The 6,275-nt window shown below is 58.0% G+C and carries 5 protein-coding genes; 2 read left to right on the plus strand and 3 right to left on the minus strand.

What is annotated here, in order from left to right; genetic code table 11:
* Positions 1–20 precede the first annotated feature (20 nt).
* From thiO to thiC, 3 genes are read right to left on the minus strand one after another with little or no spacing between them, the layout of a single operon-like run.
* The gene (gene thiO, locus QP904_RS07085; protein ID WP_023027758.1) at positions 21–1,229 is read right to left on the minus strand and encodes a glycine oxidase ThiO; all 1,209 of its coding nucleotides are present in this window, start codon (positions 1,227–1,229) and stop codon (positions 21–23) included.
* Entirely contained in the window at positions 1,222–1,887 is a 666-nt protein-coding gene (locus QP904_RS07090; RefSeq protein ID WP_034656487.1) for a thiamine phosphate synthase, read from the minus strand. Before QP904_RS07090 ends, thiO begins: the two co-directional genes overlap by 8 nt.
* 28 nt (positions 1,888–1,915) lie before the next feature.
* Positions 1,916–3,847, minus strand: a complete 1,932-nt coding sequence (gene thiC, locus QP904_RS07095) for a phosphomethylpyrimidine synthase ThiC (RefSeq protein ID WP_284835800.1) — start codon at positions 3,845–3,847, stop codon at positions 1,916–1,918.
* A 264-nt stretch (positions 3,848–4,111) separates the two neighbouring features.
* On the opposite strand from thiC, the gene QP904_RS07100 reads away from it, so the two are divergent.
* Together QP904_RS07100 and tyrS are read left to right on the plus strand one after the other, a co-directional pair.
* Entirely contained in the window at positions 4,112–4,285 is a 174-nt protein-coding gene (locus QP904_RS07100) for a Trm112 family protein (RefSeq protein ID WP_034656461.1), read from the plus strand.
* Positions 4,286–4,349: 64 nt separating this feature from the next.
* Positions 4,350–5,636: a tyrosine--tRNA ligase gene (gene tyrS, locus QP904_RS07105; protein ID WP_023021619.1), complete on the plus strand. Its 1,287-nt coding sequence runs from the start codon at positions 4,350–4,352 to the stop codon at positions 5,634–5,636.
* Positions 5,637–6,275 lie beyond the last annotated feature (639 nt).

Consider the following 6,275-nt stretch of genomic DNA (forward strand, 5'->3'; position numbering starts at 1 on the left):
CTTATTCCTTTCTTTTGTGGCTATCGGGGTGGGCTGTATCGGGCGTGGCGTAGTGGATCGCAGGCAGAGATGTCTATCTCCAACCCGTTGGCGGGGTAGGTGCCCAACCCCAACTGGGCACCTACCTTAGCCCCAAAGGCGGACAACAGGATTCCGTGGCGGAAGTAGCCGGTGGAGATCACCAGCCCGTCGCGCACCTTGCCAAGGTAGGGCAGATCATCTGGTGTGCCGGGCCGGGCGCCGACGATGGCTTCGATGAACTCGCAATCCTCTAGCCCAGGAACCACGCGGATGGCGTCTCGAAGAAGCGTGTGCACACCGTCTACAGAAGGACCTTTGCGGTTGTCTTCGCGGCTGGTTGCACCGACGGCTATGGTGCCATCGGTACGGGGGATGACATAAACCGGCCGGTCCTCCACGAATGCGCGCACCACTCGGGTAAGCGGTTCGCCACTGGTGTGCACCAGCGCGTCTGGGACCCGCAGCCGCAGCATGTCACCGTACACCGGCCGTAGCGCTAGGGGATTGACACCCTCGAACCAGCCGTCTACGTCTTTGGCACCTAGCCCGTTGCAGAGATAGACCGTGTCGCCGGTGGCCACTCGGCCATCGGTGAGCTGTACATCGTGCCCGTTGATGCGCGTTGCGGCCGTCGCCACGAAGCGAACTCCGGCTTGCTGCAGGTAGTCCAACAGGCACGCGCTGAACATGCGCGGGTTGATCTGATGGTCGCCCGGGATTTCCACTGCCGCCGCCAACTGGGGGCTTAGCCCCTGCTCTAGCCTTCGGGCTTGCCGTAGTGTCAGCGCCTGGGCATCCATACCGTGTCTTTGCTGCAGCGCCAGCAACTCGCGGATATGGACGCCATCGGCGCGGTCGGCACCCACCACCAGGGTGGATTCACTGCGGTGCCCGGTCGGTGCGGTAGTTTTCTTACCCAACCTGGCCAGCAGGTGGGGGAACATCTCGCCCGAAGCCACCATCAGCGGGTACAGCGGCTCTTGCCGGTATTGCACCTCCGCAACCGGCGCCAGCATGCCACCGGCCACGAACGTGGCACCGCTAATGGGCTGGGGATCGACCACTACAATTTCTTGTGGGGATACGCCCGCTTCCACCAATTCGAATGCCGTGGCCAGCCCGATGATTCCCGCGCCAATGATGGCGTGCTCCGCGCGTAGCTTCTGACTATCGGGGTGGTTGCCCGGGCTGAGAACAGTGTTATTCATGTGAACCGATTGCTGCATTCCCGTTCACCCGATCGAAAGCTTGCACAACCGTGGTCGCCAAGGTAGTCGGATCATCGGAGTCCATGAAGGCGCGCACAATCGCCACACCAGACACACCGGTTTGGGCCAGTGCTGCGGCATCGGTGGCCTGTACATCACCGATTGCCACGACCGGAACGGCCGAGGCCGCCACGAGTGGGGGATAGCCTTCCAACCCCAGCGGAGTGCGGCCGGAGATTTTCGTCGGGGTGGGGCGGAACGGACCGGCACCGATGTAGTCGATCACATCTGCGTACTCGTTAGCGTCCTGCACTAGCTCTAGGGTTCCGGTGGTCAGCCCGATGATCGCATCCTCGCCAAGAATCTGCCGCGCCAGGTGCGGGTTCAAGTCGTCTTGGCCGATGTGTACGCCGTGGATGTGGTGATCATCCATTAGGGCGGCCGCTACATCCACTCGGTCATCGATAAGCACCTTCGTTGCCGGATTGGCTTCCTCGACTGCCGCGGCAACGTCGATAGCTAGGGCGGTCAGATCGCGCACGCTGATGGGCTTGCTGCGCACTTGAATCACGCCCGCACCACCGGCGGCCGCTGCCGCGGCAACCTGGACGACCTTTTCCTGCGGTGCTCCCGTAACGTGGTAGCACCGCAGATCCAGGTGGCTACCCTGCGCAGCAGGGCGAGGCTTAGCGCTCACTGGGGATCGCTGCTTCCTTCTCCAGATCCTCGGCCACTTCCTTGGCCTCATTGCGGTCTAGATACAGCTTGGATCCCGCACGGCGGAACTCCTCGGCCATTTCTTCTTCGCCTTCGGTACTAGTGACGCGTTCTCCGTCTACACTCTGGCGCCCGAAGCCTGGCAAGCCGAGGTCCTTGACTAGCGTTTGCTTCTGGTCGGTGGCCAGAGCCTCATCGATCTTGTCACCGAATGCGTCGCGGATGTCCTGGCTGATCCGCATGGAGCAGAACTTAGGTCCACACATCGAGCAGAAGTGAGCGGTCTTTGCCGGCTCCGCGGGCAGAGTTTCGTCGTGGTAGGACTGGGCAGTATCCGGGTCTAGGGACAGGGCAAATTGATCGTGCCAGCGGAACTCGAAGCGCGCCTTGCTCATCGCATCGTCCCACTCGTGGGCGCCAGGGTGGCCCTTGGCGACGTCGGCGGCGTGGGCGGAGACCTTGTAGGTAATTACACCGGTCTTCACGTCGTCCTTGTTCGGCAGGCCAAGGTGCTCCTTCGGGGTGACGTAGCACAGCATTGCGGTACCTCCCATGGCGATATTGGCCGCACCGATGGCGGAGGTAATGTGGTCGTAGCCAGGCGCAATATCGGTGACCAGCGGCCCCAGGGTATAAAACGGTGCGCCGCCGCACCATTCCTGCTCTTTTTCATTGTTAACCTGCACCATGTTAAGCGGCACGTGGCCTGGGCCTTCGACCATGACCTGAACGTCGTACTCCCAGGCGCGGTGGGTTAGCTCGCCGATGGTCTTCAGCTCAGCGAACTGGGCTGCGTCGTTGGCATCGGCGATGGAGCCTGGGCGCAGGCCGTCGCCCAGAGAGAACGCAACGTCGTACTTGGCGAAGATCTCGCACAGCTCGTCGAAGTTCTCGTACAGGAAGGACTCCTTGTGATGAGCCAAGCACCAGCCGGCCATGATGGAACCGCCGCGGGAAACGATGCCGGTTACGCGCTTGGTGGTCAGCGGCACGAAGGGCAGGCGTACGCCGGCGTGGATCGTCATGTAGTCCACACCTTGTTCGCATTGTTCGATCACGGTATCGCGGAAGATTTCCCAGGTCAGGTCCTCGGCCACGCCGTCGACTTTCTCGAGTGCCTGGTAAATCGGCACGGTACCGATCGGTACCGGGGAGTTGCGCATGATCCACTCGCGAGTGGTGTGAATGTCGTTACCGGTGGATAGGTCCATTACGGTGTCTGCACCCCAGCGGGTGGCCCAGCGCAGCTTGTCTACCTCTTCGCGGATGGACGAGCTCACCGCGGAGTTACCGATATTGGCGTTGATCTTCGTATTGAAGGCATTGCCGATGATCATCGGCTCAGATTCCGGGTGGTTGATGTTGTTCGGGATGATCGCCTTGCCGGAGGCAACCTGCTCGCGCACCTTTCCTACGTCGCAGTGTTCGCGCAGTGCGACGTATTCCATCTCCGGGGTGATAATACCCTGGCGGGCGTAGTGCATCTGGGTTACGCGCTTGCCCTCCTTGGCCCGCAGCGTCTGGCGGCTAGCGCCTTTCCATTCGTCACTGGCCTCGCCACGTTTGAGGGCGCGGTTACCGTCATCCAACAGGTTGCGGCGCCTGCCCTCGTAGGCTTCTACATCACCGCGGGCTTCGATCCACTCACTGCGCAAAGCCTCCAGGCCCTCGGTCGGTTCGGCCCAGGGGCCGCGAGTGCGGTAGAGCTTCTGCGGTGGATTCGGGCCCGTTGGGGAATCGTCCAGCTGAACTTCGGTTTCCGGCACCTGTAGGGTGAAGGTCTTGCCGAAGGATTCCACCTGCTTTTCGATGGGGGCGAAGCTGTGCTTCGGGTGGATTTCCGCACCATAGTCGTCATTCGGGATGGTAGTGCGGGTGTGCTGTGTAGACGGATCCGTCATAAAAGTCTCTCCTCATTCTTCCTTCGCTGGTTCTAACCAGGCAGGTTCTAGCGGTACTCGCGCGGGGATTACAGCGCGATCTCAGCTCGATACCTCGAGCGCCCGTGTTCGGTTGCACTTCCTACTGTAACGCACAGCACCCGCGTGTTAAGTCCTAGGGCGGACGGTTGATTGGACAGCCTCAATGAGCAAAGTAGAAAAGCGGTAAACAACTACAGAGAGTCACTCGGTGGGATGGCTGGGGCACGGGTTAGACTTAACAGCATGATTGATCAGAAGCTCCTAGAGATCCTCGCGTGCCCGATCGACAAGCAACCGCTGGAGGATCACGGCGACTATTTGGTTAACCCTAGGCTGAACAAGGCCTATCCGGTGCAGGACGGCATTCCGGTCCTGCTGGTGGACGAGGCTAAGGACTGGCCCATTGGGTCCAAGTAACTAAAGCCACACGCTCTGGAAAAGCAGACACTTAGATAATTAGGGAACAGGGGAGCACCTACGTATGACTAACAACACGAACATTGTTGACGAACTGGAATGGCGCGGGCTCATTAACCAGTCCACGGATTTGGAGGCTTTGAAAGAGGCCACAGAGAACCCGATCAGCTTGTACTGCGGTTTCGATCCGACGGGAAGCTCGCTGCACGCTGGGCACCTAGTACCACTGATTATGCTGAAACGCTTTCAGCAATTCGGCCACCGTCCAATCGCGCTGGCCGGCGGTGCGACGGGAATGATTGGTGACCCACGTGATGTTGGGGAGCGTTCTATGCTCACGGAAGAGCAGATCGCAGAGAATATGCAGATGATCAAGACACAACTTGAATCTTTCGTGGACTTCACCGATGAGAGTGACGTTTCAAGCCCAGCGGTGATGGTGAACAACGCGGACTGGATTAGCCAGATCAACGTCATCGAGTACCTGCGCGATATCGGTAAGAATTTCTCGCTGAATACCATGCTGGACCGCGATACGGTTAAGCGCCGCTTGGAGTCCGATGGCATTTCCTACACCGAGTTTTCCTACATGCTGCTGCAGGCTAACGACTTTGTGCACCTGCACAATGAGTACGACTGTGTCCTGCAGATTGGCGGTGGCGACCAGTGGGGCAACATCGTTTCCGGTGTGGATCTGAACCGGCGCGTGAATGGTGCGAAAGTCCACGGCCTGACGGTACCGCTGGTGACGGACGCCGAGGGTAATAAGTTCGGCAAATCCACCGGCGGCGGCAAGCTATGGTTGGATCCGCAGCTGACCAGCCCATACTCCTGGTACCAGTACTTTATTAATGCTGGAGACGCGGTGGTTATCGATTACCTGCGTTGGTTTACATTCTTGACTCAGGAGGAGATCGCGGATCTGGAGCGCAAGGTAGAGGAGGAACCCTACAAGCGTGAGGCGCAGCGAGTGTTGGCGCGAGAAATGACCACACTGGTCCACGGCGCACAAGCCACCGAAGCAGTGGAGCTGGCCTCTCAAGCTTTGTTCGGTAAGGCGGAGTTACAGGATTTGGACGAGGCCACCCTGTCTTCTGCATTGCAGGAGACCGAGGTAGCGGAAGTCAGCTCGGATGCCACGATCCTGGATCTATTGGTAGGTGCGGGATTGGAGAAATCGAAGGGTGCCGCGCGCCGCACTGTGGGTGAAGGCGGTGCATACGTGAATAACCAGCGCATCGAGGACATCGAATGGTCTCCGTCTTCCCAAGACCTCCTGCATGGCTCGTGGCTGGTATTGCGCAAGGGCAAGAAGCGCTTCGCTGGGGCACGGGTTGTGAATCCTTCCTAATGCCGTCACGCTTCGTGTCAATAAGGTAGCTACATGATCCCTTGGTAACGGTTATTGGCCATTTACCAGGGGATTTGTGTGTTTCTAGGTGTGGGGTGTAGCTTTATCGAAGTCGCTGAGAGGTAGCCGGGAGGTTACTTGATGGTGACATTTTGTGCGGACTTTGTTTGATGATTTGATTTTGTTCTTTGAGTTGAGTAAGTTTGTACGGGCTGCCGATGAGAGGTTAACGGGAAGTTAATTTTTTGTTGGTTGGTGGTGATGTTTGAGAACTCAATAGTGTGCCAATGTACTTTTTATTTTTTGTGTGCATGGTTGTGTGTTGATTGGTTTGTCTGCCAGCAGGCTTAGTGGTTTGTTGGTTGGTGTGTGCCGGTTGGGTATGTGGAACACGTACCTTTTTGAATGCTGTTTGGTGTTTCGGCTGCATTGAGATGGATTGGTTGGCATGTGATTGTGTTTACCTTTTTTGGTTTCCTCTTTTTGACCCCGTCGGGTTGAGGGGACTGTTTATTTTTTCTTTGTAGTAATTTTTTGGACGCCAGCATGAGCTGCATTTTGTGTGGTTTGTGGTGGTTTGTTCTTTTGTTGGGTTTCGGGCTTTTCACGGCCTGTTTCGGATTTGTTCTGAAATTTTTT

The organism is Corynebacterium nasorum, assembly GCF_030229765.1.
Classification (GTDB): Bacteria; Actinomycetota; Actinomycetes; order Mycobacteriales; family Mycobacteriaceae; genus Corynebacterium; species Corynebacterium kefirresidentii.

Bases quoted from the DNA above. Each gene is read 5' to 3' on its own strand.
- thiO (WP_023027758.1), bottom strand. From the start codon at position 1,229: ATGAATAACACTGTTCTCAGCCCGGGCAACCACCCCGATAGTCAGAAG.
- thiC (WP_284835800.1), bottom strand. From the start codon at position 3,847: ATGACGGATCCGTCTACACAGCACACCCGCACTACCATCCCGAATGAC.
- QP904_RS07100 (WP_034656461.1), top strand. From the start codon at position 4,112: ATGATTGATCAGAAGCTCCTAGAGATCCTCGCGTGCCCGATCGACAAG.
- tyrS (WP_023021619.1), top strand. From the start codon at position 4,350: ATGACTAACAACACGAACATTGTTGACGAACTGGAATGGCGCGGGCTC.